General features: G+C 63.1%; 24 protein-coding genes. 17 read left to right on the plus strand and 7 right to left on the minus strand.

The genetic code is table 11. The features are described from left to right. The first annotated feature begins 9 nt into the window (after window positions 1-9). The gene (gene hisI / locus ACI3KW_RS07220; protein ID WP_404847507.1) at window positions 10-456 is read left to right on the plus strand and encodes a phosphoribosyl-AMP cyclohydrolase; all 447 of its coding nucleotides are present in this window, start codon (window positions 10-12) and stop codon (window positions 454-456) included. A gap of 212 nt (window positions 457-668) precedes the next feature. Here the strand turns inward: hisI and ACI3KW_RS07225 are convergent, their stop codons facing one another. After that, entirely contained in the window at window positions 669-1,397 is a 729-nt protein-coding gene (locus ACI3KW_RS07225; protein ID WP_404847508.1) for a rhomboid family intramembrane serine protease, read from the minus strand. Between the two features lie 186 nt (window positions 1,398-1,583). Between ACI3KW_RS07225 and ACI3KW_RS07230 the strand changes: the two genes are divergently transcribed. From ACI3KW_RS07230 to ACI3KW_RS07240, 3 genes are all read left to right on the plus strand, one after another. Beyond that, window positions 1,584-2,240: a PAS domain-containing protein gene (locus ACI3KW_RS07230; RefSeq protein WP_404847509.1), complete on the plus strand. Its 657-nt coding sequence runs from the start codon at window positions 1,584-1,586 to the stop codon at window positions 2,238-2,240. 120 nt (window positions 2,241-2,360) lie between these two features. Then, window positions 2,361-2,993: a PilZ domain-containing protein gene (locus ACI3KW_RS07235; RefSeq protein ID WP_113124051.1), complete on the plus strand. Its 633-nt coding sequence runs from the start codon at window positions 2,361-2,363 to the stop codon at window positions 2,991-2,993. Between the two features lie 398 nt (window positions 2,994-3,391). Further along, entirely contained in the window at window positions 3,392-4,015 is a 624-nt protein-coding gene (locus tag ACI3KW_RS07240; protein ID WP_404847510.1) for a transglutaminase-like cysteine peptidase, read from the plus strand. Window positions 4,016-4,276: 261 nt separating this feature from the next. Here the strand turns inward: ACI3KW_RS07240 and ACI3KW_RS07245 are convergent, their stop codons facing one another. Then, on the minus strand, window positions 4,277-4,597 hold the full coding sequence (locus ACI3KW_RS07245) for a DUF6949 family protein (RefSeq protein ID WP_404847511.1): 321 nt from the start codon (window positions 4,595-4,597) through the stop codon (window positions 4,277-4,279). A 123-nt stretch (window positions 4,598-4,720) separates the two neighbouring features. Here ACI3KW_RS07245 and ACI3KW_RS07250 point away from each other — a divergent pair, with 123 nt between their 5' ends. Continuing rightward, the gene (locus ACI3KW_RS07250) at window positions 4,721-5,395 is read left to right on the plus strand and encodes a hypothetical protein (RefSeq protein WP_404847512.1); all 675 of its coding nucleotides are present in this window, start codon (window positions 4,721-4,723) and stop codon (window positions 5,393-5,395) included. A gap of 211 nt (window positions 5,396-5,606) precedes the next feature. Here ACI3KW_RS07250 and ACI3KW_RS07255 read toward each other — a convergent pair whose 3' ends face one another. The 3 genes from ACI3KW_RS07255 to ACI3KW_RS07265 form a co-directional block, all read right to left on the minus strand. Further along, window positions 5,607-5,822, minus strand: coding sequence for a DUF3126 family protein (locus tag ACI3KW_RS07255; RefSeq protein ID WP_035101906.1), 216 nt, complete (start codon window positions 5,820-5,822; stop codon window positions 5,607-5,609). 603 nt (window positions 5,823-6,425) lie between these two features. Next, a complete protein-coding gene (cysE, locus tag ACI3KW_RS07260) occupies window positions 6,426-7,253 on the minus strand; it encodes a serine O-acetyltransferase (RefSeq protein ID WP_404847513.1) in 828 nt (275 codons plus the stop codon). Between the two features lie 81 nt (window positions 7,254-7,334). Further along, on the minus strand, window positions 7,335-8,105 hold the full coding sequence (locus tag ACI3KW_RS07265) for an alpha/beta fold hydrolase (RefSeq protein WP_404847514.1): 771 nt from the start codon (window positions 8,103-8,105) through the stop codon (window positions 7,335-7,337). Between the two features lie 159 nt (window positions 8,106-8,264). Here ACI3KW_RS07265 and ACI3KW_RS07270 point away from each other — a divergent pair, with 159 nt between their 5' ends. The 4 genes from ACI3KW_RS07270 to ACI3KW_RS07285 all read left to right on the plus strand — a co-directional run bounded on the left by ACI3KW_RS07270 (window position 8,265) and on the right by ACI3KW_RS07285 (window position 11,696). After that, window positions 8,265-8,513 (plus strand): zinc-finger domain-containing protein, encoded by a 249-nt coding sequence (locus ACI3KW_RS07270; RefSeq protein ID WP_113124056.1) that lies wholly within the window; start codon window positions 8,265-8,267, stop codon window positions 8,511-8,513. Between the two features lie 12 nt (window positions 8,514-8,525). Next, a complete protein-coding gene (locus ACI3KW_RS07275) occupies window positions 8,526-9,707 on the plus strand; it encodes an FAD-dependent oxidoreductase (RefSeq protein ID WP_404847515.1) in 1,182 nt (393 codons plus the stop codon). A gap of 188 nt (window positions 9,708-9,895) precedes the next feature. Beyond that, complete coding sequence (locus ACI3KW_RS07280; RefSeq protein WP_262167158.1) at window positions 9,896-11,236, plus strand: TCR/Tet family MFS transporter; 1,341 nt, start codon at window positions 9,896-9,898, stop codon at window positions 11,234-11,236. Next, window positions 11,214-11,696 (plus strand): GNAT family N-acetyltransferase, encoded by a 483-nt coding sequence (locus ACI3KW_RS07285; protein ID WP_404847546.1) that lies wholly within the window; start codon window positions 11,214-11,216, stop codon window positions 11,694-11,696. The genes ACI3KW_RS07280 and ACI3KW_RS07285 overlap by 23 nt, the downstream gene beginning before the upstream one ends. An 8-nt stretch (window positions 11,697-11,704) precedes the next feature. Here ACI3KW_RS07285 and ACI3KW_RS07290 read toward each other — a convergent pair whose 3' ends face one another. Both ACI3KW_RS07290 and ACI3KW_RS07295 read right to left on the minus strand, forming a co-directional pair. After that, complete coding sequence (locus ACI3KW_RS07290; protein ID WP_404847516.1) at window positions 11,705-13,567, minus strand: adenine deaminase; 1,863 nt, start codon at window positions 13,565-13,567, stop codon at window positions 11,705-11,707. Between the two features lie 69 nt (window positions 13,568-13,636). Then, window positions 13,637-14,638, minus strand: coding sequence for a LacI family DNA-binding transcriptional regulator (locus ACI3KW_RS07295; RefSeq protein WP_404847517.1), 1,002 nt, complete (start codon window positions 14,636-14,638; stop codon window positions 13,637-13,639). Window positions 14,639-14,825: 187 nt separating this feature from the next. Between ACI3KW_RS07295 and ACI3KW_RS07300 the strand changes: the two genes are divergently transcribed. From ACI3KW_RS07300 to ACI3KW_RS07335, 8 genes are all read left to right on the plus strand, one after another. Next, window positions 14,826-16,169: an amidohydrolase family protein gene (locus ACI3KW_RS07300; protein ID WP_404847518.1), complete on the plus strand. Its 1,344-nt coding sequence runs from the start codon at window positions 14,826-14,828 to the stop codon at window positions 16,167-16,169. A 7-nt stretch (window positions 16,170-16,176) separates the two neighbouring features. Further along, on the plus strand, window positions 16,177-17,121 hold the full coding sequence (locus ACI3KW_RS07305) for a nucleoside hydrolase (RefSeq protein WP_404847519.1): 945 nt from the start codon (window positions 16,177-16,179) through the stop codon (window positions 17,119-17,121). Window positions 17,122-17,142: 21 nt separating this feature from the next. Next, complete coding sequence (locus tag ACI3KW_RS07310) at window positions 17,143-18,192, plus strand: BMP family protein (RefSeq protein WP_262167148.1); 1,050 nt, start codon at window positions 17,143-17,145, stop codon at window positions 18,190-18,192. Between the two features lie 58 nt (window positions 18,193-18,250). Continuing rightward, window positions 18,251-19,795 carry an ABC transporter ATP-binding protein gene (locus ACI3KW_RS07315; protein WP_404847520.1) on the plus strand — a complete coding sequence of 515 codons (1,545 nt, stop codon included), beginning with the start codon at window positions 18,251-18,253 and terminating at the stop codon, window positions 19,793-19,795. After that, a complete protein-coding gene (locus ACI3KW_RS07320) occupies window positions 19,792-20,907 on the plus strand; it encodes an ABC transporter permease (RefSeq protein ID WP_404847521.1) in 1,116 nt (371 codons plus the stop codon). Before ACI3KW_RS07315 ends, ACI3KW_RS07320 begins: the two co-directional genes overlap by 4 nt. Next, on the plus strand, window positions 20,904-21,854 hold the full coding sequence (locus ACI3KW_RS07325) for an ABC transporter permease (protein WP_404847522.1): 951 nt from the start codon (window positions 20,904-20,906) through the stop codon (window positions 21,852-21,854). Before ACI3KW_RS07320 ends, ACI3KW_RS07325 begins: the two co-directional genes overlap by 4 nt. Further along, the gene (gene guaD, locus ACI3KW_RS07330; protein ID WP_404847523.1) at window positions 21,851-23,203 is read left to right on the plus strand and encodes a guanine deaminase; all 1,353 of its coding nucleotides are present in this window, start codon (window positions 21,851-21,853) and stop codon (window positions 23,201-23,203) included. The genes ACI3KW_RS07325 and guaD overlap by 4 nt, the downstream gene beginning before the upstream one ends. 149 nt (window positions 23,204-23,352) lie before the next feature. Continuing rightward, window positions 23,353-24,393 (plus strand): PotD/PotF family extracellular solute-binding protein, encoded by a 1,041-nt coding sequence (locus ACI3KW_RS07335; RefSeq protein ID WP_262167138.1) that lies wholly within the window; start codon window positions 23,353-23,355, stop codon window positions 24,391-24,393. Window positions 24,394-24,420: the final 27 nt, after the last annotated feature.

Here is a 24,420-nt window from a genome sequence, read left to right on the forward strand (position 1 = left end):
ACCCGCGCCATGAGCATCACCTTCGCCGATCCCGCCGCCCTCTCCCACGAGCAACTGGAAGAAGGCACCCTCTTTGCCCCGCGTTTCGACGCTGCGGGCCTGGTCACCGTCGTCACCATCGAGGCATCGAGCAAGGACGTGCTGATGCTCGCCCATATGAACGCCGAGGCCTTGTCCCTGACGCTCGAAACCGGCATCGCCCACTACTGGTCCCGCTCGCGCAACAAAATCTGGAAAAAGGGCGAAACCTCCGGCGAATTGCAGAAGCTGGTCGCCCTCCGCACCGATTGCGACCAGGACGCCCTGGTCATGACCGTCGAACAAACCGGCCGCGGCGCCGCCTGCCACACCGGCCGCAAATCCTGCTTCTACCGCCAGGTAGAAATAACGGGCGAAACCGCCTCCCTCAAAGACACCGGCCTGCCCCGCCTGTTCGATCCCACCAAGGTTTACTAGGTCCGGGCGTCATCCCGTTTTCCCCACGGTGTCATTCCCGCGAAAGCGGGAACCTCCGTTTGCTTTCTTGTGCAGCGGATACCCCCACCTAGCCTCCCCCTGATAGGGGGAGGAACCGCCTTGTGGTCGGAACTCGAACTCACTCCAACAGTGGAGAGATCCCTCCCCCTATCAGGGGGAGGCTAGGAGGGGGTACTCCGATGCCCGAAGCCCTACCGCCCCTTCCGCTCGAACAACCCCACCAGCAAAATCCCGGCGAAGAACCCGCCCAGATGCGCCTGCCAGGCCACGCCGATCGCCGTCCCCGTCAGCAGCGGCAGCAGCGGCACCGCAGCATTCAGCACCACCCAGATCACCACGAACATCCGCGCCCGCGCATCCTTCATCAGGTCGCCAAAACTGGCCAGATGCCGCCCCACAATCACCCGCTCGCCCGTCTCGGGATGCTGCGCCACGATCACCGGCTGGAAAATGAACCGCACCGCCGCCCCGGTCAGCCCGGAAACGCCCCCCGAAGCCCCGATCAGATACGTCCCTGAATACAGCGTCGTCGCCGCAAAGAACGCCGCCCCCGCTGCCGCCGAGATGAAAAAGATCGCCAGCATCGGCCCGGCCCCATAGCGCCGCGCCACCGGCGTCGCGAAAATCGCCAGCCACGCCACATTGATCAGCAGGTGATCCCAGCCCCCATGCATCAGCGCATGGCTGAACGGGGTCCAGATTAGGGGGATAGCTTGGGCCGGATCGCTCCCCGCCACCACGAAACGCAGCGGCAAAAATGCGAACCACAGGATGAAGTCGTTATAGCCCTGCTGGTTAAGCACGAAGGTTGATGCGGCGTGAATCACCACCATCACCCCCACCAAAGCCGTCACCGATCCCGGCAACAGGAACACCGGCTCGCGCCCCGGCTGGCCTGGTGTCTGCCCTTGTTCGACCATCACTTCACCCCGACTCGCTGGCGCCGCGCCGCTTTGGCTCTTCTTTTCCACATTGGGACAGCCGCGTTAACCTTAACTATCCTTTAAGGGCGCTTTTGCCCCAGCCATTTGCGAATGTGGAGTCGCGGCTTGTGCCTTTTCCAAAAGGCGGGGAGCGGTCGCATGGCCATCGGCGGAACAACAGCAATGCAGCAGACCAGCACTCGGACCCTCTACGATTATTGGAACGCCATCCGGGGGTCCCGCAGCGCGCCAGACCGCAAGGATATCGACCCCACGCGCATCCGCGAAGCGCTCGCCAATACTTTTATTCTCGAATTCGACGAGGCAGAGAAGTTCTCTTTCCGCCTCGCGGGCTCGCACCTGTGCACAAGTTACTGCCGCGAGCTCAAGGGCCGCTCGTTCAACGATCTCTGGCATGAGCGCGACCGCGACGCCATGGACACGCTGATCCGCGCCGTCACCGAGGATCACGCCGTGGCCTTGGTCACCTTCCAGGGCACAACAGCGCTGCACACCAAGGTGTCCTTCGAGACAATCCTGATGCCGCTGCGCCACAATGGCTCCACCCACACCCGCCTGCTCGGCGCCATGTCGGCACTCGAAGAGCCCTATTGGCTCGGCGTGCAGCCCATTCTCGAGCAGCGCATTACCGGCCTGCGCCTGATCTGGCCCGATGATGTGGCCATGGAAGAAACCGTGCGCGAAGTCGCCACCAATGTGGGCAATGACGTCAGCTATATGGGCGTCAGCCCCCACATGCCCATGCCCGCCACCGTCTATGGTCGCAGCGCCCGGCGCTATGCGCACCTGGCCGTTATCGACGGCGGCCGCAGTAAGTAAACTGCCAAGGCTTTTGCCGGCATTTTAGCCCACTTGACTTGGTATTGGCGACAAATCCCAATACCAAGCGTTAACCAAACCCGGTTAGCTTATTGTGGAAACACAGTGCGACCGGCGGCAATGCTCAGCGACGACATCCAATCACCGCGATTCATTGCCCCCGCGCGTACGCGCGCCGACTCGGCACGCTTTCAGCGCGTCAAAGTCTCGGTCCTGGGCCGCTACATGCTGGCCGACCGCCGCGAATTTCCCTGCCAGGTCATAGAGATGTCCCCCGGCGATGCCATGGTCATCGCTCCAGTTGCCGGCGTCGTCGGCGAACGCGTCATCGCCTATATCGACCATGTCGGCCGCATCGAGGGCACTATCCTGTCCCAGATGGATGGCGGCTTTGAAATGGACATCGCCGCCTCCCCGCGCAAGCGCGACAAGATGGCCGCCCAGCTCACCTGGCTCGCCAACAAGGATATCCTCAACCTGCCGGAAGACCGCCGCCACGAGCGTGTCGTCCCCGATATCCGCCACTCCACCGTCGTCCTCGACGATGGCCGCCGCTACAATTGCAAGATCATCGACATCTCGCTTTCCGGCGCCGCCATCGAACTCGACGTGCGCCCCGCCATGGGCACGCCCGTCACCCTGGGCCGCATGCGCGCCCGCGTGGTCCGCCACTTCCAGAACGGCGTCGCAGTAGAATTCGCCTCGGCCCAGGAAATGCTCACCGTCGTCCAGCAAAACCTGCGGATGAACTAGGGCTCCAAGCCCTCCCACCACTGAGCTTCCCCTCGCCATCCACGGAGCCGTCCCTCGCCCCTTGTGGGACTTCGATCCGTCCCGCAGGGCAAATCGCTCCAGTGGAGCGATTTGAGGTGAGAAGGCCATGAGAGCTACGCTCGAATGGCAATGACAGATCATTCTTCGTCCAGAAGAATGATCAGGGTGAGGGGTCCTGCGCCTTCCCATGCCAGTGTCCAGGAAAGCCCCCTCATCCGCCCTGCGGGCACCTTCTCCACAAGGGGAGAAGGTCCCACCCCCGCATAGTAAACCACCCCTGAATCCATTCGATAAAACTTGCATAAAAACTGCATTGCAGTTTTCGGATCGACGAAATCGGCAGTCCGTAACGTGGTTTCCATCAGGGAGACCACACAATGTTTTTCACCAACAAGGCAATATTCGGCGCACTTCTCGCCCTCGCCGCCATCGCCGCCCCGGCCCAGGCCCTCGACTTGACCAATGTCGCCTTCGTGCAGGTCGTCGATGCCCCCGCCAGCATCCCGGTCGGCCATGCCGAGTTCTGCAAGTCCCGCCCCGCCGAATGCCGCCGCAACGACAATGTCGTGTCCGCCGTGCCGCTGGACGAAACCCGCTGGTCCGAGCTGCTGCAGATCAATGCCAACGTCAACGGCAACGTCACCCCGGTCTCCGACCTCGACCTCTACCAGGTCGACGAATTCTGGACCTATCCCAATGGCTATGGCGATTGCGAAGATATCGCGCTGGCCAAGCGCCGCGACCTGATCAATGCCGGCTGGCCGGTCAGCACCCTGCTGATGGCCATCGTCAAGCAGGCCGATGGCGAAGGCCACGCCGTGCTGATCGTCCGCACCGACCGCGGCGACCTCGTGCTCGACAACCAGGATGGCGCCGTGCGCCTCTGGAGCGACACGCCCTACCACTATGTCAAGCGCCAGTCTCAGGCCAATGCCGGCCAGTGGGTCGACATGATCGACAGCCGCCAGATCGTGGTCGCCACCACCGCCGGCATCAACTGATCACCGCTTTCCGGACCCCGCCCGAGCCGCAACGCTCACGCCTAACCCTGATAGGGGTCTGAAGAATGAAGCCAGCTTCCCCGGAAGCTGGCTTCATTGTTTTTGACCGTGCAACGGCCGTGTTCTCCCACAAATACCAACACACCCACGGTGTCATCCCCGCGAAAGCGGGGACCTCCGTTTAACGATGCCAGCAAGAGAAACCGAGGTTCCCGCTTTCGCGGGAATGACATTGTGAATGCTGACTGATTGCGGGAGGCGTCAGTATCTAATCGCGACGTACATGCCCATGAACAGCATCCCCGTCACAAATGCCCAGCCGAACGCCACCACCGAGGCCACCAGCATCGAGGTCATCGACAGCGTGCTGTTGTCCTCGTGCTGCCAGCCCAGCTGCAACATGATGTAGGGCCCGCAGATAAAGCTCATCGCCAGATGCCCCATCGCGGTCACGTAGGTCTTGCCGTCAAAGCGCAAAATGGCCTGCTGCCGCGCCAGCCATTGGTAGAGGTGCGTCCCCGCCCCTGCCACGCATAGCCCGATCCCGATGAGAAACGCCGCCAGCAGCAATTCCTTGGCCATGCCCAACCGCCCTGTTCCGCGCCGGCATTATTGTACCGCGCGCCTGAAATTAACCCTTCATTAAGCATATTGACCGCCCTATCGATTGTCACCTCCGCTCGCCAAATCTGGTTAATGCTGGTCATGAGCTCGCAATCGGCGCCCGCTACGCCCCGCCACCCTCCCGCCTCCCTGGGTTTCAATCTGGCCGGCATCGCCATGCTGGCTTTGCTGCTGGCCGTGGGTGCCGCCTATCTGCTCGATGAAATGGGCCGCACCTCGCGCACGCCGACCCCCGCGCTCGAGGATGGCAATCCCATCGTGCAAACCATTTCCGGGCGCGAGCTGACCATTCCCACCGCCTGGTTCCGCTATGGCGAGCAAATCCGCGACGGCTTCACCAACCAGATCGACCTGACCCTGATGTTCGCGCCCGAGGGCGCTACGCCCCTGCCCGTGCAAGTCATGCTGCTGCCCCGCAGCCGTGCACGCACCAGCAGCGCCCTGCTCGACGCCGTCTATCTGCATCAATTTGGTGATGAAACATTGGCCGGCATTCCCGGCCTCGTCGGCAAACCACTCGGCGCCGCAGCCGGCTACGAAGGCGAACGCATCTGGTACGACCCGCTCTCGGCCAATGCCTTCGTCGCCAAATGCATGGCCCCCATCGAGCCCGGCGCGCCCGAACAATGCGTACGCACCGTCTACCTGCCCAGCGGCATCGCCGTCGTCTACGTCTTCGACGCCAAAGCCCTGCAATCCTGGCGCCAGTTCGACACCCAGATGAAGCTCTGGCTCGAAAAAATCGGGGCTTGGTAAGATTCTGTCTTCCCCTCGCCCCTTGAGGGAGAGGGACAGAAATTCTGCGTTCAGCAGAATTTCAGGGTGAGGGGTACTGCGCCATCCCATCGCTTCAATGCCAATGGAGACACCCCCTCATCCCGAAATTCGCCTTCGCGAATTCGGTGCCCCAAGCGGGGCACCTTCTCCCTCAAGGGGAGAAGGAAAACCCGGGCGAGCGCACAAAACCTCAGACTTCGTCCAGATCGATATCCAGGATCGACATATTGAAGATGTACGACTTGTCGCCATCCTCGTCGTCCAGATGAATAAGCCCGATCGATTCATCGCCAATGAACACTTCGACGGAGTCATTCAGCTTGGCGCGCGGCCGCACGTCGATATTCTTGTTGTTGAATTTGAGTTGCAGGAATTTCTGCAGCTTGATGATCTCGGGATGGTTCACGATGCGTATCCTGCTGATTTGGGTTGAGGCGGCAATCTAGTCACCCGCTAAACGCAAACAACCCCTGTTCCGTCCCATTTTAGCGGTGACAAGCCCCGATGACCAGTTGCAGCACCGCAAAGCCAACGCGCCCGGCTCATCCTGCCCGCCCCACAGGGCAAAACCCATCCTCCCCACAACGTCATCCCGGCGCAGGCCGGGATCCATGCTGAAGGCCAAGCGGTCACGCCCACCGGCCACCCACCCACAATGTCATTCCCGCGAAAGCGGGAACCTCTGTTTGCGGTGGCAGAAAGTAAACGGAGGTTCCCGCTTTCGCGGGAATGACACCGTGTTTCAATGCAAATTCAGAGCAAGCAGCCCAACAGCCCAGCTACCCAGTAGACCTCATGGTGAGCTTGTCGAACCACGAGGTCGTGGCACCTTGCAAAGGACGTTCACCAATCAAGCCTCAGTCAGCACTGAGCGGGTTGAGTTTCCGGTCAGGCCGAGACGAAACCGGTGGTCGGCGAGAACCGGAGCGGAGCGTACTTTTTGTACGTGAGCACCGGAAGCGCAGACGAGTGCCGGTTGCAGGCCGGCATCACCGGAAAATCGACCCGCTCAGCTGTTCAGATCGTGGACTAGGAATTCCTGATCCATCACCAGCGCCGGCTGCGCGCATCCAGCCTCGCCAATCACCTTGGCCGGCACACCCGCCACGGTCACCCGCGGCGGTACTTCCTTGAGCACCACCGAACCCGCCCCGATCCGCGAGCAATCGCCAATGCGGATATTGCCCAGCACCTTGGCGCCGGCCCCGATCAGCACGCCATTGCCGATCTTGGGGTGACGGTCCTGGTCGGATTTGCCCGTGCCGCCCAGCGTCACATTCTGCAGCATTGACACATTATCGCCAACCGTCGCGGTCTCCCCGATCACCAGCCCCGTGCCATGGTCGAGCATAATGCCCTTGCCCATCGGCACTGCCGGATTGATATCGACCTGGAATACCTGGCTAGCCCGGCTTTGCAGGTACAGCGCAAAATCCCGCCGCCCCGCCAGATACATGGCATGGGCAAAGCGATGCGTCTGGATCGCCTGATAGCCCTTGAAGAACAGCAGCGGCTCGACCGCCCGGTGGCAGGCCGGATCGCGCTCCAGCGTCGCCGCCAGATCGACCCGCGCCGCATGCCCGATATCGGGGAAATCCGTGATCATCTCGGCAAAGGCCTGCCGGATCAGATCGGCCGAAACATCGTCATGGTCCAGCCGCGCCGCCAGGCGATGCCCCAGCGCCTGCTCGAACGTTTCGTGATTGAGTACAGCTGAGATCGCCATGTTCGACAAAGAAGGCTCGGCCGCCACGATCTGCCTGGCTCCGGCGCGCACGGCTTCCCAAACGGGGTCCACGGCCTGGATTTCGGCTGATTTCTTTGCGCTGACGCTCATGGGGCGACACTCCGCTTCATCGAGATTTACCGATATAAGCTATCTCATGCTCCAAAACAAAGCCCTTACGGGCCGTTTGGTTCACGAATGGCTGTTGGCAGGCAATGTCCTGCCCAGGAATTCCAGCGCCGCAGCCTTGAATTTTGCGTCACCCGTCGCCCGCATATGGTCGCGCTTGGGAATGACGAAGGCTTCCGCGCCCGGAATCAATTCCGCCAGTGGTTCGGGCGGGCCGGCCATCACGTCGGCCTCCCCCACCGCCACCAGCACCGGCACATTGATCCGCCGCACATCGGCCCGCGCCATCGGCTCGCGCGACGTCTCCATGCAAGCCGCCAGCGCCTCCCGGTCGGCACCCGTATGCTCGGCAAAAATCCGGAACTGCCGCGCCGTCGGATGCGTCAACCCCGCCAGGGCCGGCGCCCGCAATCCGGCAATGATGTCATTGCCGTCGCTCAGGCCATTGATGAGATTCATCCCCATCCCGCCAAAGATCGCGCACACTACTCGCTCCTCATCCTGGAACGCCATGAATGCCGCAATCCGCGCGCCCATCGAATAGCCCAGCACAGCCGCTTTCTCGATCCCCAGATGGTCGAGCAGCGCCACCGCATCCTTGGCCATCACCTGCGGATAATAGGCCTCGGTGTCATAGGGCTTGTCCGATTGCCCATGCCCGCGATTGTCCAGCGTGATCGCCCGATATCCGGCCGATGTCAGCGCCTCGACCCAGCCCGTATCGATCCAGTTGACCTTCCCGCTCGAGGCAAAGCCATGGATGCACAATACCGGGAAGCCATCGCCGAAGGATTCATAGGCCAGCGTCAGGCCATCGGATTGAAAGTTTGGCAATTGGTCCACCCAGCAACATCTCAACGTGCACAGTCCGCTAACCTATTCGCCCAATCGGTGCCACCTGTTTGGGCAAATGTGACTGCCCGGAAGACCTTTCTTTCGCCCGGCCCATTGTTTATGGTCCGGCCAGCAAATCATCTATCCAGGTTATCCCCGATGGCAGCCCACGGCAGCACGCCCCACTTCCACAACACCGAAGGCCTCCGCCAGATCGAGGTCGGGTCCAAGGAATTCCAGTGCGTCGGCGCCCTGCCGCCCTTCGATCATCCCCATATCTTCATCGACATGGGTAAGGACAGCGAAGCCGTCTGCCCCTATTGCTCGACGCATTACGTCTACAATCCGGCCCTCGCCGCCGGCACCGCCAACCCGCTCTCGGCCGTCTATCACGCTGACGCTGCTTGAGTTTTTCCTAAAATGAATAGCAGCGGCCGCACCTTCTTTATCGTCGGTGCGGGCATCTCGGGACTCACGCTGGCCTTGGCGCTCGCCAAGTTCGGCGCCAATGTTACTGTGCTCGAGCGCAACCCGGCCGTGTCCGAATTGGGCGCGGGCCTGCAGATCAGCCCCAATGCCCGCCGTATTCTCGATTCCCTGGGCCTCGAGGACGCCATCGCGGCCAATAGCCTCGAACCCACCGGCATCGACCTCTACCCTGCCCGCGCCAGGCGTCCGCTGGTCACGCTGGAACTGGGCGCCATCATGCGCACCCGCTTCGGCGCCCCCTATGCCGTCATGCACCGCGCCGACCTCGCCGACGCGCTCTACAAGGCCTGCCGGCGCTTCGCCAACATAGATATCCTCTTCGGCGTCCGGTCGTGGGATACTGTCACCAGTGCGAATGGCGTCACGATCACACTCGAAGATGCCAGCGGCCAAACCCGTTCCCTGCGTGGCGACGCATTGATCGGGGCCGATGGCGTGCATTCAAAAACCCGCACCACCCTGCTCGATGGCCCGCCCGCCACCTGGCGCGGCCGCGTCGCCTGGCGCACCCTCTTGCCCTTCGACGCCCTCGCCGGCCACATCGCGCTCGATCGCGTTTCGGTGCTGTTCGCCCCCAATTACCACGCCGTCTGCTACCCGCTGCCCCACCGCCAGCAGGTCAATGTCGCCCTCTTCGCCACCGCCTCGAATCGCGACGAACTGCCCGATCATGGCGCTCCCCACCTGCCCCGCCGCCTCCCCGCCAGGCTCGAAGCCATCCGCGCCGCCGCCGCCGGACAGAGCTGGACGCCCTGGCCCCTCTACACCGTCGATTCCCCCGCCTGGCACCGCGAAAATATCGGCCTTATCGGCGACGCCGCCCACGCCATGCTCCCCTTCCAGGCCCAGGGCGCCGCCATGGGCATCGAAGACGCCGCCGTCCTCGCACCCCTGCTGATCGAGGAGCCAAATGCCGAGGCTGCCTTCGCCAAATTCGACGCCCTCCGCCGCCTTCGCGTCGAGCGCGTCGCCAGGATTTCCCGCTCCAACGGCAAGATTTTTCATCTTCCCTGGCCCCTCAGCACTGCCCGCAATCTGGTCATCTCGGCCCAGGGCCCGCGCGGTCACCTCAAGCGCCTCGCCTGGCTCTACGGGCATGATGCGCAGCCCTAAGACCTTGAATCATCCCGCGAAGCACCCGAGTTAAACCCTTGTCTCGATTCAGCTTCCCGCCGCTTCAAGCTGTCGCGCATACCACACCCGACACCGTTCGGCCTTGCTTTGGCCGATCCGGCTGTGTCAACTGCGCGACACCAACCAGCCCGCTGGGGCCCTGAAAATCAGAAGGTTAGCGCCACTTTATGCAAGCTGCGACCCGCTCCCGCCTGACGCTGGCCTGTATCCTGGTTACCATTCTGCTCGACATGATCGGTGTCGGCATCATCGTGCCGGTATTGCCCGAGCTGCTGGAAGAACTGACCGGCGGTAGCGTCGCCAATGCGGCCGTCATCGGCGGCTACCTCGTTTTTGCTTACGCCTTGATGCAATTCGTGTTTTCGCCGGTATTGGGCAATCTTTCCGACCGTTTCGGCCGCCGCCCTGTGCTGCTCTGCTCCCTGCTCGGCCTCACCTTCGATTACCTGATGATGGCGATCGCCCCCTTCGTCTGGTACCTGTTCATCGGCCGCATCATTGCCGGCGTGGCCGGCGCCGCCGTCGCCACCGCCACCGCCTATATGGCCGACATTACCCCGCCGCATAAGCGCACGCACCGCTTCGGCCTGATCGGCGCCGCCTTCGGTCTCGGCTTCATCATTGGCCCAGTCATTGGAGGCGAACTCGGCGAACTGGGCCCCCGCGTCCCTTTCTTTGCTGCCGCTGGCCTGGCTTTCGCCAATTTTCTCTTCGGCCTCTTCATCCTGCCCGAAAGCCTGCCCCGCCACGCCCGCCGCAAGTTCGACATCCGCCGCGCAAATCCCTTCGGCGCCGTCGTTGCGCTGCGCCGCTATCCGGTCGTGCTGTGGCTTTTGGCTGTGCTGTTCGCCTTTTCGCTGGCCGCCCAGGCGCTGCCTACCGTGTTCAGCTATTTCACGGTCGAGGTCTACCGCTTCACCTCGTCCAATATCGGCCGTGCACTGGGCGCCTTCGGCATCGGCTTTGCCATCTGCCAGGCCTTTATCGTCGGTCCCCTGGTCAAACGTATTGGCGAGCCGCCCGTGGCCATGCTGGGCCTGTTGGCTGCCATCGCTGCCTTTATCGGCGTCGCCTTCACCGATCAGGTGGTTTATCTCTACGTTTTCATCATGATCGGCGCGATCAGTGGCCTCGCCCCGCCTGCCATCAATGGCGTGCTCTCCCGCCAGGTGCCCGACAACGCCCAGGGCGAATTGCAGGGCGCAGTCAACGCCGCCAATTCATTGGCCACCATTATCGGCCCGGTCGTCGCCACACAGATCTTTTCCTATTTCACTTCGGCCCCCGACTCGCCCGGCTATTTCCCCGGCGCTCCCTGGGTCGCTGCCGCCGGCTGCGTCGTGCTCGCACTTATCCTCTTTGCCACCGCCGCCTGGCGGTTCGAGCTCGGCCACCGCCCATCCATCGCCAACAAACCCATCATCCCCGACATGGCACCCCCCGGCCAGATCCGCGTTCCACCCATGGATGAAGACGATAATGACGCTGCAAATCCGCCCCGCCGCTGAGGCAGATATCCCGCAAATCCTCGCCATCGTCGCGCCTAACCTGGCCGCCGGACAAACCTACGCCATCGCCACCGATCTCGACGACGCCGGCGTCCTCGCCTATTGGCTCGGCCCCACCCACGAAGTCTTCGTCGCCGAGGAAAATGGCGTGATCCTTGGCACTTATTACCTCATGGCCAACCAGCAGGGCGGCGGCGCCCACGTCGCCAATTGCGGCTACATGACCGCCCCCGCCGCCCAGGGCAAAGGCGTCGCCCGCGCCATGTGCCAACACTCGCTGGCCCGCGCCGCAGAGCGCAGCTTCCGCGCCATGCAGTTCAACCACGTCGTCTCCACCAACACCCGTGCCGTCGCGCTCTGGCAATCCCTCGGGTTCGATATTGTCGGCACCCTGCCCAAGGCGTTCAACCACCCCGTGCACGGCTACGTGGATAGCTATGTGATGTTCAAGACGCTGTAGAGGACGCCTCACCACACAATGGGATGCGTCTCGCCGGTCGCGACATTCACAAATCCCTCCGGCGCCAGCGGCGAAGGCGCCACCAGCACCCAGCGCCAGGGCGCACAGGTCAGCGTGGCAAAGGCCAGCCGCTCGGGGAAACCCGGCCACCAGCGCGGCGAGAAGGTGGGTTCATACATCCACTCGATCCCCTCGGCCGCCGCATACAGCGCCTGCATTTCAGCATCGAGTTCCGCCGGTGGCCGGCAAGTCATCAGGCCCCCCACCTCATAACGCACCGTCGCTGCCAGTGCGCCCTCGCGCACCAGCGCCCAGCCACCCTGCGTCTCCCGCAGCGCATTGACTGCCTTGGCCATGGCGGCATCCGAAGACCCGACCACCCAGATATTGTGCTTGTCATGCCCCATCGAACAGGCCAGCGCCGTTTCCGGCGTCTTTGGCCCCGTGCCCAGCCAGAACATTTTGGACGTCAGCCCCTCGCCCGAAAATCGGTCGACAATGGCAAATTTGGTGACATTCCGCCCGGCATCGCGCTGCACCAGGCCATCGGCCACGGGCAGGTCCATGGTGATGAACTCATCCGCCCAATGGAACGGCCGCAGGATCGCCGCCGACATGGTCTGGCGCCCCGGCTCAGCGGGAATCGCAAAGTCCTCGGCCAGCATCTCACGCTGGATATTGACCGTCCCCGTCGCCCAGCCCGGCCAGGCAATCTTCGGCAGCGGCCCGCTATAGGTCTTGCCCTCGGAAACCTGCTGCCCATCCGCCCAAACCTGCGCAATGGACAGGCTCGCGACATCATCGAGCAGCACCAGATCGGCAAACCGTCCCGGTGCAATCGCCCCCACCCATGGCGTCAGCCGCATATGCCGCGCCGGATTGATCGTCACCAGCTGAATAGCAATCTCAGGCGCCAGGCCCGCTTCGATCGCCAGCCGCACATTGTGGTCGGTCGCGCCCAGCTTCATCGTGTCCGAGCACGAGCGGTCATCGGTACACAGCGCAAATTGCGACCAATCCTGCTGCCCTTCGGCCAAAAGCCCGCCGATCATCTCCTTGACCGAGTGCGGTCGCAATTCCATGAACAGCCCGCGCCGCAGCTTGTCGCGCACTTCTTCGGCCGTCCACGCCTCATGGTCCGATGCCATGCCGGCCGCCGCGAACGCATTGATATCGTCGATCGCCCGCATGCCAGCCGCATGCCCCTCGACCACGCCGCGCTGCTCGAACGTCGCCCGGATCATCCCCCACAGCCGCTCATAGGACGGATTTTCCGGATTCCACACCGCCGGCCAATCCATCACCTCGTCGAGCCCGGCCACCATCAGCTGTTGCTTGAGAAAGCTCTGCTGCTCGTCATAACCGAAATGGCCGCCGCCCCATTCATAGGCCGTGGGCGGCACGGCCGATCCGGGCAGCGGAAAAATCTTCATTGGCGAGCCAGCGCGCCGCGCCGTCAGCCAGAATTCGAGATTGTTCGGCCCATCCACATTGGAAAATTCGTGGCTGGCCTCGCAGGTCCAGGTATTGCCATGCGGCAGCACCAATGCCGCCTCATGCTCGGGCGTCAAATGGCTTGATTCGATATGTTTATGAACCTCGCCAAACCCTGGCACGGCATGCAGATTTAGCCGTTCTGCCCGCTCGGCAACCTCGCCCTTATAGGCGCCCGCCGGCCCTACCCAGGCGATCCGCCGCCCGCATATGACGATCTCCTGATCCTCATGCCAGCGCCGCCCATGCACATCGAGCAGCCGCCCGACGCGCACCGCGCGATCCGCCGGGCGCTTGCCCAGCGCTACCAGCGCCAGATGCTGGCGAATGCGAACCTCATCGGCGGCGCTGATCAGCAGATCGTCCGGCAAATCCATGTCTATAATTCTCCTGCGATCCAAGCCGCACCCTGCTTACTCAAGTCGTGAGCGGGGATCAACGAGACCTTATCCCCCAAACGGCGCGACCGATTTGCGCACCACCAACTCCACCGGCAGGCGGGTCATGGTCTCGGTGTCGGTCTTGTTGATCAGCGCCAACAGTCGCGTAAAGGCAAGCCGCCCCATTTCGGCAACCGGCTGGCGCACCGTGGTCAAAGGTGGGTCCACCAATTCGGCGAACGGCATGTCGTCAAACCCCACCAGCGACATATCCCCGGGCACGGCAATCTCTGCCTGCCGCAATGCCTGCAACACGCCTATCGCCAGATAATCCGAGCACGCCACAATAGCGCTCGGCCGCTCCTGGCTCGCCAGCAGGCGCCCTGCCGCCTCGTGCCCGAATTCGCGCGAATACTGGCCCAGCAGCACCCAGTCCTCGCGAACCGCAATACCTGCCTCGCCCATCGCCCGGCGGAATCCCGCCAGCCGCTCTTTGACGCTCATCAGCCCGCCCGGCCCGCTGATGACAGCAATATGGCGGTGCCCGGCCTCGATCAGCAATTGCGTCGCGGCATAAGCGCCCTGCTCGTTTTCCACGAATACGCGCGGCACCGACACACCGGGAATATCCTCGTCCAGCAGGACAACATTGTCGTGCCGCGCGAGAAGCTCGGCCAGCGTGCCATCATCGGGCTGGTTGGTCATCATGATCAATCCATCCACATGCTGGTCATGCAGCCGCTTGATCGCGTCAACCTCCCGCGTCCGGTCGCCCCGGGTCGAGGACATGTACACCGCGTAGCCATGCCGCTCGGCCTCAGCCTCTACCGCCGCGGCCAGTTCCGCAAAAAACGGATTGCCGATTTCCGGCGTCACCAGGCTAATCGCCTCCGCCTTGCCGGTGGAAAGCCGCTTGGCCAGCAGATTGGGCCGGTAATCGAGCTTGGCAATCGCCGCATCGATCCGGTCGCGCGTGCCCTGCGGCAGCTCGATCCTGTTGTTGAGATAGCGCGACACCGCCGTCGGCGACACACCCGCTTCTTCCGCGACATCGCTCAGCGTAGCCATGATCTGCCTCTGATTCTCGGACTCATTGCCCATCCTCGGCCATCAGCGCACCACACGGCCATGCCCCCGTCTTGTGCATTTCCGATATTCGCATATGGTTTGTGCAAATGAACTGCGATAGCATTTGACATCGTGCTGATAACTGACGTTAATTCGTGATGTAAAGCGGTTTACTAAGCCGGGTCAAATGAGTTCTGTTCTTATCTACGACGCTACAATCCTCACCGTCGATACGCAAAACACCGTCTTTGAAGGCGGCTGGGTTGCTTTTCTGAATGGCCGCATCATCGGAACCGGTCCTAAATCGACCCAACCTGACCCTGCCGGGTTCGACGAAGCAACCGCACTGCCCGGCCAACTCATCATGCCCGGTCTGGTCAATGCCCACACTCATTCCGCCATGGTCTTGTTCCGTGGCCGCTCGGAAGGCCAGAGCCTGCTCACCATGGAAGGCTGGTACAATTCCATCCGCGAGCCGGAGCTGTCGCTAATCGCCTCCGATATCGGCCCCGCCGTCGCGCTGTCCTGCGCCGAAATGGCGCTGAGCGGCACCACTACATTCTGCGACCAGTATTTCTTTGCCGAAGAGATCGCCCAGGCCGCTGGTGCCAGCGGCCTGCGCGCCGTCATCGCCTACGGCATTGTGCAATTGGGCGATAAGGACCGCGGCGAGGACGAACTCGCCAAAGCCGCCGCCTTCATCGAAAAGCAGCGCTCCGCCGATGGCCGGGTTATCCCCTGGTTCGGCCCCCACGCCCCCTATGTCGACAATTCCGAGGACTTGCTGCGCGCCGAAGTCGACATGGCTGTTAAATACGGCGTCGGCATGCACCTGCATATGGCGGCGGGACCGGAGGATAACGAAGAGACTCTGGCGCGCTATGGGCTGACAGCCACGCAGGCCCTCTCCCGCGACGGCTTCTTTGCCGGCCGCGTCCATGCCGCCCATTGCCTTGATCTCAGCGACGAAGACATAGCCATTTTCGCCGCCGCCCCAGCCGCCTCGGTCTCCTACAATGCCACGGCGGGCCTACGCTCGGGCCGTGAAGGCATTTGCCCCGTAGTCAAGCTCAAGGCCGCAGGCGTCACCGTCGCTTTGGGCACCGACAATGTCGCCGCCAACAATTCCTATGACATGATCGCCGAAATGCGGGTGGCCGGCCTTGTCGCCTCCCACCGCGAAGGCGTGGCACAGCCGATTTCCAGCGCCGAGCTGATCCGCATGGCCACGATCGAAGGCGCCAAGGCTTTGGGCCTTGATCACGAGATCGGCTCGCTCGAAATCGGCAAGGCCGCCGATATCATCGCTGTGGATATGCGCGGCCCCGGCTATTCGGAAACCCCGGACATCGAGACCGTGCTCGTCTATTCTGGCAGCGGCCGGGACGTTACCCATGTCTGGGTTGCCGGCGAAGACATCGTCCGCGATCGCATGCTACAGCGCGCCGACTACCAATCCATCAGGTCGAATTATTCGGCCACTTACAAAGACTTCTGGGCGCGCGTCGAAAGTGCGCGCCAGGTCGCATGAGGCAATTTTGAACAAACTGATTCTCGATACCGACGGTGGCGTTGACGACGCGCAGGCCCTGCTGATGCTCATCGCCGGCGGCCGCACACCTGATGCCATCACCACCGTATTCGGCAATGTCGGCCTCGATGCCGCCACGCGCAATATCCTGTCCACCCTGGCTATCGCCGGTGCCGACGTGCCCGTGCATATGGGCGCCGACCGCCCGCTGACGCAAAAGATCATCGACGCCAAATATATCCATGGCGAAGACGGTCTGGGCGGCGCTCCGCGCCCGCTCGAAAATGCCAAGCCCGCCAGCGAGGACGCCATCGGCTTCCTGCGCCAGACCTTCCGCGAAGCCGGCGGCAAGGGCGAAAAGATCGATTTCCTGATGATCGGCCCGCTGACCAACCTGGCTCTGGCGTTGCGGCTTGAGCCCTCCATCATTAACGGCATCGGCCAGCTCACCATTATGGGCGCCACCGTTTATGGCCGCGGCAACACCACCCCGGCCGCCGAATTCAATATCTATGCCGATCCCGAAGCCGCCTCGGTGGTCTTCTCGGCCGATATCGACATCGTCGTCATCCCCTGGGAGCCCTGCGTCACCCACAATATGAGCGGCGCCGACGTTGACACTGCTTTCGCCGCCGTCGCGGCCGGCCCCGAAAAGGCCTTCTCGGAAGCCCTGGCCGATCACGCCCGCCGCACCAATGCCAGCTATGGCGGGGGCGACGTGTTCCGCTTTGTCGATCCACTGGCTGCCGCCGTCGTGGTCGATCCCAGCATCGTCACCAAGTCGCTGCGTGCCTCCGTGGATGTGGCACTGGCCCCCGGCATCACCCGCGGCATGACCGTGGTCGATCCGTCCGGCCGCCTCGGCACGCCTATGGTGACCCTCGTCGAAGAAGCCAAAATCGACCGCCTGGTCGATCTCTACAAAGCGTCCATCGCCTACATCCCCGGATAATTCCCAACTCGGAGTGCGCCCATGTCGTTTCGTTCCCTGACCCGTCGTTCGGCGGGCCTCCTGCTGGCTGCGGGCCTGCTGACTTCAGCAGCCCCGATTGCCACCCAGGCTCAGGAATATACTGCAGAAAATCCGCTCACCGTCGCACTCGTGCTGCATGGCACCCGTGGCGACAAGAGCTTTCTCGACAGCGCGACAGCGGGCGTAGAGCGTGCTGCGGCCGAGCTGCCGGTTGAGATCAAGATCATCGAAGCCGGCTATGACCGCGGCCGCTGGGAACCGGCTCTGGCCGATGCCACCGACACCGGCTATGACGTCATCATCGCCGGCACGTTCGACATGACCGGTTTTGTCGCCAAGCTGGCGCCCGACTATCCCGATACCAAGTTCATCATTTTCGACGACAGCCCGGATTTCTCCACCGGCTGCTGCTCGAACGTGCTGGCCCTGCAATATCAGACTTCGGCCGCTGGCTATCTCGCGGGCTTCGCAGCGGCAAAGCTCTCCACCACCGGCATTCTGGGCACCATTATCGGCATGGAATTCCCCACCGTCACCGACTTCAAGGTCGGGTTTGACGAGGGCGCCAAGGCCGCCAATCCCAATATCCAGATCCTGAACACCGTCGCCGGCACGTTCAGCGATCCGGCCAAGGGCAAGGAAATGGCGATCGCCCAGCTCGGCCAGGGTGCCGACGTAATCTTCCCGATTGCCGGCGGCACCGGCATTGGCGCGCTGCAGGCCGTGCGCGATGCCGGCAAGCTGGCCGTCGGCGTGGATAGCGACCAGGCGGAAATCTTCGCCGATTCCGATCCGGCCCAGGCCGACGTCATCTTCACCTCGGTTGAAAAGAAGGTCGGGGATTCCCTGTTCCTCGCCCTCCAGCAGACCATTGATGGCACCGCTCCCTATGGCTCGGCCGTGCTGCTCGGCATGCCCGAAGGCGCGGTCGGCATTTCCAAGAACAGCTATTATGAAAAGCTCGTTCCCGCCGAAGTCCGCACCGAGATCGACGCTCTCGAAGCCAAGATCAATTCGGGCGAACTGGTCCCCGCCACTGCAATGAAGTGACAAATTCCGGCGTCGCCCCTCCGGGCGGCGCCACTTTCCACCTACGGGAACGACCTGCATGGCCCCGCTGCTGCAAGCGATCGACATCGGCAAGACCTATCCGGGCGGCGTTGTCGCCAATAACGGGGTCAACCTCACCATCAATGCGGGCGAGGTCCATGCGGTGGTCGGCGAAAATGGCGCCGGTAAATCCACCCTGATGAAAATCCTCTTCGGCATCGAGCGTCCCGACCGCGGCACGCTCCTGCTCGATGGCAAGCCTGTCAGCTTCACCAATCCGCGCGAGGCGATCGACGCCGGCATCGGCATGGTGTTCCAGCACTTTTCCCTCGTGCCCTCCTTCTCCGTTTACGAAAACGTCGTGCTGGGCTCCGAGCCCCGCACCGGCCTCCGGTTCGACCGCCAAAAGGCGATCGAGGCGGTGCGCGCGCTCTCCGAAAAGTTCCGTCTCTCCGTTGATCCCCTGCCGCCGGTCGGTCAACTCCCTGTCGGCCAGCAGCAGCGCGTTGAGATCCTCAAGGCACTTTACCGGGACGCGCGCATCCTCATTCTCGACGAACCCACGGCCGTCCTCGCTCCGCAGGAAGTCGAAGAGCTGTTCGTCGCCGTCCGCGCCTTGGTGGAACAGGGCCGCACCGTCATTTTCATCGCCCATAAACTGCCCGAAGTGCTCGAAATTTCCGACCGCATTACCGTCATGCGGGCCGGCAAATCCGTGGGCGAAGTCGCCGCCAACGAGGTCACTGAAAAGAGCCTCGCCACCATGATGGTGGGCCGCGAAGTCGCCCTGCGCGTCGACCGCGCCGCCAATCAGGGGGCTCTCGCCTGCGAGATCAAGGCCCTCAAGGTCACCGGCGAAAACGGCGCCACCCTGGTCGATGACCTCAACCTGCGCGTCCATGCCGGCGAAATCGTTGGGCTCGTCGGCGTCGAGGGCAATGGCCAGTCCGAATTGCTCGAAGCCGTCGCGGGCCTGCGCCCCATTGCCGATGGTGTCGCCTATCTCAACGGCAAGAGTCTGGTGCCCCTCACCGTTCTCGAACGCCGCGCCGCTGGCCTTGCCAGCATCCCCGAAGATCGCCTCGCCCGGGGCCTCGCCACCGGCGCCAGCGTCGCCGAAAACCTCGTCGCCACACGGCTGGACGACAAGCGCTATGTTCGCAATGGCCTGCTTGATCTGAAGGCCATCAAGGCCAATGCCGAAAAGCTCATCGAGCGTTTCTCCATCCGCGTCGGCGGCCCCGGCGCCGCCGTCGGCACGCTCTCAGGCGGCAATATGCAAAAGGTCGTGGTCGCCCGCGAACTCTCCGAACAGCCTAAACTCCTGCTCGTCAACCAGCCCACCCGTGGCGTTGACCTGGGCGCCACCCAATTCATCTGGCACTCGCTGACCGACGCCCGCGACGCCGGCGCCGCCGTGCTGCTCAGTTCCGCTGACCTGTCCGAACTGCTGGCGCTGGCCGACCGCCTCGTCGTGCTCTATCGCGGCAAGATCGTCGCCGCCTTCGTCAATTCCGACGACCTCACCCCCGAAACCCTGGGCACCTATATGCTGGGCATCGCCAAACAGACCCCGGCCGAAATGCAGGGAGCGCTGCGATGAGCATGACCAGTGAAGCCGTGCTCGGCCGCAAGGCCCGCTGGGCCAATATCCGCCGCGAAACCGGCCGCGCGCTCGCCGCCGCAATCATCGCTTTGGGCGTCGCTTTTGTTATCATCCTGCTCACCTCCAAGGCCCCGCTTGAGGCCTTCAATGTGCTGCTGACCGCCCCCATCTCCCGGCCGCGTACCATTGGCCTGTGGATCGATGACGTCGCCAAGCTGACCATTACGGGCCTCGCCTTCAGCCTCGTCTTCCAGGCCCGCCAATTCTCCATGGGCGTGCAGGGCCAGGTCTATGTCGGGGGCCTCGCCGCCGCCTATGTCGCCCTGTCCCCCATCGGCGCCACCTGGCTGGCTATCCCCGTCGGCGTGCTCTGCGCCATGATCGCGGGCGGCTTTTATGGCTTCATCCCCGGCATCGCCAAGGCCAAGCTGGGTGCCAACGAGATCGTCTCCTCGCTGATGCTCAACTATATCGCCATCGAGCTGTGCAATTATCTGGTCCGCACCCAGCTCGTGCCGCCCGGCAGCGGCGTGCTCACCACCAATGATTTCCCCGCCACCGCTGTGTTTCCCGCCCTGGTTGCCGGCACCCGCATCGATATCGGGCTGATCTTCGCCATCGTGGCCGTGCTCGCCGTCTGGTTCGCGCTCTATCGCACCGCCTGGGGTCTCAAGCTGCGTCTCGTCGGCCACAATGCCCAATTCGCCGAATATTCCGGCATCCGCTCCACCGTGATCATGGTCTCCGCCATGACCGTGGCCGGCGCCCTTGGCGGCTTGCTCGGCGCCATGTTCGTGCAGGGCCAGTCCTTCGGCAAGCTCACCATCCTGTTCGAAGGGGGCCTGGCCTTCGAGGGCATCCTGGTCGCCATTGTCGCCCGCAGCCGCCCACTCGCCGTGCCCGTTGTGGCCCTGTTCTATGGCTACCTCCGCCAGGGCGCCCAGCTGATGAATATCCGCACCGACGTGCCCGCCGAAGTCATTGGCCTCGTCACCGCCATCATCATCCTGCTGGTTGCCTCGTCCTTCTCAATGCCGGGCCGCAAATTCTTCGCCCGCATTCTGGGGCGCAATGCCACTCCCGCTGCCGTCCTGGAGGCGGGCAAATGATCGAACTGTTCATGACGGTCTTTTCGGCGACCTTCTTCGTCACCGTCATCCGCACCTCCACCCCGCTCCTGCTCGCTACCCTGGGCGGCCTCATCGCTGATCTCTCCGGCGCGCTCAACGTGGCGCTCGAAGGCATGATGCTGGTCGGCTGCCTCACCGCCGTCATCGTCTCGGTCTTTGCCCCCTGGTACATCGCGGTGCTCGCCGCCATTGCCGCCGGCGCCCTGCTCGGCGCGGTCATCGCCTTCTTCCATCTGCGCCTCAAGGCCGACATTATCCTCGTCGGTTTCGCCATCAACATTTTCGCCGCAGGCGGCACAGTCTTCGCCCTCACCCTCGCCACTGGCGGCGACAAGGGCACTTCGATCAACCTGCCCTCCAAGGCCATCCCGGCCCTCGACATCTCCTTCCTCGGTGTCATTCCCGGCATCGGCCACACCCTGGTCCAGTTCCTCTCCGGCCACTCGATCCTGTCCTGGGTCGCGGCCTTTCTGGTCTTTGCCATCTGGTATTTCCTCTACCGCACCCCTTGGGGCCTCTGGCTGCGCGGCGTTGGTGAATATCCAGCTGCCCCCGAAGCCGCCGGCATTCCCGTCAATACCATCCGCACCTGGAGCCTGCTGGTCTCGGGCGGCCTTGCCGCCCTCGGCGGTGCCCAGCTCGCCATGTTCAACTATGTCGGCTTCACCCGCGACATGACCGCCGGCCGCGGCTTCATCGCCCTCGGCGCTGTCCTGCTTGGCGCCCGCCATCCCGTCGGCGCGCTCTTGGCCGCCCTGCTCTTCGGCGTCTTTGAAGCCCTCGCCGTGGTCATGCCGGGCCTCTTCAACTGGATTCCACCCGAGCTGATCCGCATGATCCCCTTCGTCATCACCCTTTTGGCACTGGCCCTATTCAGCTACCGCGCCCTGCGCGCCCGCCAATTGCGCACTCTGAGCAAAATATGACCCTGCGCGCCATTCTCGGCACCTTCTTCCACGCCCCTCAGCAGGGCGCGCTTGAAGCGCTGACCGACACATTGATCGAGATCGACGCCAAAGGCACCATCACCGCCGTGACCGGCCCCGATGATCCCGCACAACCCGCCGCCATTGCCCGCTATAGCGACGACCTGCTGCGCCTGCCTGAAGGCCGCTACATCCTGCCCGGCCTCGTGGACCTCCACATCCACGCCCCCCAATACCCCCAGCTCGGCCAAGCCCTTGATGAGCCGCTCGAAGTCTGGCTACAGAAATATACCTTCCCGCTTGAGGCGCAGTACGCCGACCTCGACTTCGCCCGCCCGCGCTACACCGCCTTGGTCGAAGACCTGCTCGCCAACGGCACCACCACCGCGCTCTACTTCGCCACCCAGCACACCGAAGCCACTAAGCTCTTGGCCGATATCTGCATCGACAAAGGTCAGCGCGCCCTGGTGGGCAAAGTGGTGATGGACGACCCCGCCGCCTGCCCTGAGTTCTACCGCGATGCCTCCCCCGAGGCTGCGATAGCCGGCACCCGCGCGGTGATCGACCACATCCGCAGCCACCCCGCCAATGCGGATGCCCGCGTCCTCCCCGTCATCACCCCGCGCTTCATCCCCTCCTGCACCGACGAAGCGTTGAGTGCCCTGGGCCAACTCGCCGCCGAATGCGATTGCCACGTGCAGACCCATTGCTCGGAAAGCGACTGGGCTCACGGCCACGTCCTGAATCGATATGGCCACACCGACGCGCAAGCTCTTGATAGTTTTGGCCTTTTGACCCGAAAATCAGTCCTCGCCCATTCCAATTTCCTCACCGACGTCGATATGGACCGGCTGGTCGCCCGCCAATCCGCCGTCGCCCATTGCGCGCTGTCCAACATCTATTTCGCCAACGCCGTTTTTCCCCTGTGCCGGGCGCTGGAAAAGCACCTCCATGTGGGCCTGGGCACCGACATATCCGGCGGCCCCAGCGCCTCCATGTTCGAAGCGTGCCGCACCACGGTTCAGGCTTCACGCCTCTTGCAGGACGGCGTCGACCCAACTTTGCCTGCGGCAAATCGCGGCACGCCGGGCTCGGCCATCGACCTCAAGACCGCCTTTCACCTGGCCACGGCCGGCGGCGGCATAGCGCTCGATCTGCCCATCGGAATCTTCGCCCCCGGCTATCGTTTTGACGCCCTGGTCATCGATACATCAGCGCCATCTGGCTCTATCCGCCTGTTCGGCGAAACCCAGCCCGACGCCGTCTTCGAGAAAATCCTCTACGGCGCCAGCCGCGCCAATATCGAACAGGTCTGGGTAGATGGGCGTCTGACCGGCTCAACTCGCTAAAATCGCGTTAATAAACCGCTTGACGAAAGCTCTGGCCTATTCTTTGTGCTTGCTCGCGGCACGCCACAAAAATAGGCTGTCCGTCCAGGGAGGCTGTCAAGGCCAGCAATCGCTGGGCGACAGCCTGCGATGCAAAGGAACACTCAAGAATGCAGAATACCCTCGTCAAAGCCCTGGCGCTGGCGATCTCCGCGACGGCCCTGCTCTCGGCCGCTCCGGCCATGGCCCAGTCCAAAACCCTGACCATTTCCTGGTGGGGTTTTAACGGCGACAAGCTCGAATCCATTATCCTGGCGCCGTTCCGCGCGCAGTGCGACTGCGAGATCGTGTTCGAGACCGGCAATAATGGCGAGCGCCTGAACAAGATTCAGATCCGCAATGGCGCCGGCGTCGACGTCGCCTATTTCTCGGACAGCTATAGCCAGCAGGGTATCGAAGCCGGCCTGTTCCAGAAGATCGATCCCGCCAAGCTCCCGAACCTGGCCGGTCTCTACGACCTCGCCAAGGACCCGCAAGGCGGTTACGGCCCGGCCTACTCCATCGGCCGCGTCGGCGTAGTCTATGACTCTGCTAAGGTCACCACCCCGATCACCTCGTGGAACGATCTGTGGCGCGCTGATCTCGCCGCTTCGCTCTCGCTGCCCGGCATCACCACCACGGCCGGCCCGATGGTCGTGCTCAAGGCCGGCGATCATGCCGGCGTCGATGCCTATGCGGATGCCGATGGCGCCTTCAAGGGCCTCGAAGAACTCAAGCCCAATGTGGTCAAGAACTACAATACCGGCTCGGAAATGATCAACCTGTTCTCGACCGGCGAAATCTCCGCCGCCATCGCGCAGGACTTCACTCTGGCCCAGATTCAGGCCGCCGTCCCGACCACCGTCTGGGCAGACCTGTCGGAAGGCTCGATCGCCACTCTCAACACCGTCAATATCCCGACCGGTGCTGCCGAGCCCGAACTGGCCTACCAGTTCATCAACTTCATTCTCAGCCCCGAAATCCAGCAGCAGCTGGCTGAACAGGGCGTCGATGCTCCGGTCAACACCGCCGTCAAGCTCGAGCCCGAACAGGCGGCCCTGTGGACGTACGGCGCCGACGTGATCGCCGGCCTGCAGCGCGTCGACTACACCAAGCTCAACGCCGCCAAGAGCGGCTGGATCGACCGCTGGAACGAACTGTTCGGCATGTAATGTGAAGGCGCGGGACCTTCCCTTGGT

The organism is Devosia sp. ZW T5_3 (genome assembly GCF_044987315.1).
In the GTDB taxonomy this organism is placed as follows: domain Bacteria; phylum Pseudomonadota; class Alphaproteobacteria; order Rhizobiales; family Devosiaceae; genus Devosia.

Excerpts from the sequence above, each read along its gene's own strand:
- ACI3KW_RS07310 (WP_262167148.1), top strand. The coding sequence starts at position 17,143 with ATGTCGTTTCGTTCCCTGACCCGTCGTTCGGCGGGCCTCCTGCTGGCT.
- ACI3KW_RS07245 (WP_404847511.1), bottom strand. The coding sequence starts at position 4,597 with ATGGCCAAGGAATTGCTGCTGGCGGCGTTTCTCATCGGGATCGGGCTA.
- hisI (WP_404847507.1), top strand. The coding sequence starts at position 10 with ATGAGCATCACCTTCGCCGATCCCGCCGCCCTCTCCCACGAGCAACTG.
- ACI3KW_RS07325 (WP_404847522.1), top strand. The coding sequence starts at position 20,904 with ATGATCGAACTGTTCATGACGGTCTTTTCGGCGACCTTCTTCGTCACC.
- ACI3KW_RS07240 (WP_404847510.1), top strand. The coding sequence starts at position 3,392 with ATGTTTTTCACCAACAAGGCAATATTCGGCGCACTTCTCGCCCTCGCC.
- ACI3KW_RS07315 (WP_404847520.1), top strand. The coding sequence starts at position 18,251 with ATGGCCCCGCTGCTGCAAGCGATCGACATCGGCAAGACCTATCCGGGC.
- guaD (WP_404847523.1), top strand. The coding sequence starts at position 21,851 with ATGACCCTGCGCGCCATTCTCGGCACCTTCTTCCACGCCCCTCAGCAG.
- ACI3KW_RS07280 (WP_262167158.1), top strand. The coding sequence starts at position 9,896 with ATGCAAGCTGCGACCCGCTCCCGCCTGACGCTGGCCTGTATCCTGGTT.
- ACI3KW_RS07335 (WP_262167138.1), top strand. The coding sequence starts at position 23,353 with ATGCAGAATACCCTCGTCAAAGCCCTGGCGCTGGCGATCTCCGCGACG.
- cysE (WP_404847513.1), bottom strand. The coding sequence starts at position 7,253 with ATGAGCGTCAGCGCAAAGAAATCAGCCGAAATCCAGGCCGTGGACCCC.
- ACI3KW_RS07235 (WP_113124051.1), top strand. The coding sequence starts at position 2,361 with ATGCTCAGCGACGACATCCAATCACCGCGATTCATTGCCCCCGCGCGT.
- ACI3KW_RS07250 (WP_404847512.1), top strand. The coding sequence starts at position 4,721 with ATGAGCTCGCAATCGGCGCCCGCTACGCCCCGCCACCCTCCCGCCTCC.
- ACI3KW_RS07295 (WP_404847517.1), bottom strand. The coding sequence starts at position 14,638 with ATGGCTACGCTGAGCGATGTCGCGGAAGAAGCGGGTGTGTCGCCGACG.
- ACI3KW_RS07300 (WP_404847518.1), top strand. The coding sequence starts at position 14,826 with ATGAGTTCTGTTCTTATCTACGACGCTACAATCCTCACCGTCGATACG.
- ACI3KW_RS07230 (WP_404847509.1), top strand. The coding sequence starts at position 1,584 with ATGCAGCAGACCAGCACTCGGACCCTCTACGATTATTGGAACGCCATC.
- ACI3KW_RS07290 (WP_404847516.1), bottom strand. The coding sequence starts at position 13,567 with ATGGATTTGCCGGACGATCTGCTGATCAGCGCCGCCGATGAGGTTCGC.
- ACI3KW_RS07275 (WP_404847515.1), top strand. The coding sequence starts at position 8,526 with ATGAATAGCAGCGGCCGCACCTTCTTTATCGTCGGTGCGGGCATCTCG.
- ACI3KW_RS07320 (WP_404847521.1), top strand. The coding sequence starts at position 19,792 with ATGAGCATGACCAGTGAAGCCGTGCTCGGCCGCAAGGCCCGCTGGGCC.
- ACI3KW_RS07225 (WP_404847508.1), bottom strand. The coding sequence starts at position 1,397 with ATGGTCGAACAAGGGCAGACACCAGGCCAGCCGGGGCGCGAGCCGGTG.
- ACI3KW_RS07270 (WP_113124056.1), top strand. The coding sequence starts at position 8,265 with ATGGCAGCCCACGGCAGCACGCCCCACTTCCACAACACCGAAGGCCTC.